Source organism: Bradyrhizobium genosp. SA-3, assembly GCF_004212635.1.
Taxonomy (GTDB): Bacteria; Pseudomonadota; Alphaproteobacteria; order Rhizobiales; family Xanthobacteraceae; genus Bradyrhizobium.
The window spans coordinates 1-962 of sequence record NZ_PSRT01000324.1; the positions used below are offsets into that span (position 1 = coordinate 1).

The 962-nt window shown below is 65.4% G+C and carries 1 protein-coding gene; it reads left to right on the forward strand.

Translation table 11 applies throughout. The features are described 5' to 3' along the window. Window positions 1-962, forward strand: a 962-nt coding sequence (locus CWO91_RS42300) for a DUF1522 domain-containing protein (RefSeq protein ID WP_130221187.1), incomplete at both ends; no start/stop codon positions are given.

A 962-nucleotide genomic window follows, 5' to 3' on the forward strand; every position in this document is an offset into this window, starting at 1 on the left:
TACACCAGCACGACCGCGCTCTCCAACGTGCTGTTCTCCGGCGCTGCCGGTGGCGCGACTGTTGCGACCGGAACGACGACGCTCGGCGGTGTCTCGGCTGCCCTGACCGGCTCGGCTGCAGTGGCTGGCGACGGTACGACCGCCTTCAGCGGCGCCTTGAAGCTGGCCGGTACCGCCGGTGCGACGACCATCGCCGCCAACGGCGCTCCCACCGATGGCGAAACGCTGACCGTGGATGGACACACGATCACTTTCAAGGCCGCGGACGTTCCGACCGGGGCGAATATCCCGTCGGGATCCGGTACCATCGGCAATGTCCTCACGGACGGTAACGGTAACTCAACCGTCTATCTTGGCGCTACGGCTGCGACGGGTACTGCGCAGGACCTGCTGAATGCCATCGACATTGCCAGCGGAGCTCAGACGGTCTCGATCGCCAGTGGCGCTGCGACCCTGAGCGGCGGCGCAACTGCTAACAGCATCGCTGCCGGCAAGGTCACCCTGAACACGGGTACCGGCGCTGACCTCAGCATTTCCGGCAGGTCCGACCTTCTGAAGGCCCTCGGCCTGACGGGCGCGGCCGGCAGCGGCCAGGTCACCGTCACCCAGGCGCGCTCGACCTCTTCGACCACGCTCGGAACCCTGATTCAGGACGGATCGACGCTGAACGTGGACGGCAAGACGATCACGTTCTCGAACGCGAAGACGCCCACCACAGTCGCAACGGGTTCCACCCAGGTCGGCAATCTGGTCACGGATGGAAACGGCAACTCGACCGTTTACCTTCAGGCCGGCAACGTCAACGATGTTCTGAATGCCATCGATCTCGCGACCGGTGTGCAGACCGTCAAGACGGCGGGTGCTTCCGGTGCCCTGCAGACGACCGCAGGCGCCAAGAACTCGTCGATCGTGGCCGGCGCGCTCAACCTCTCGACCGGTGCGAACGCGGATCTGTCGATCAC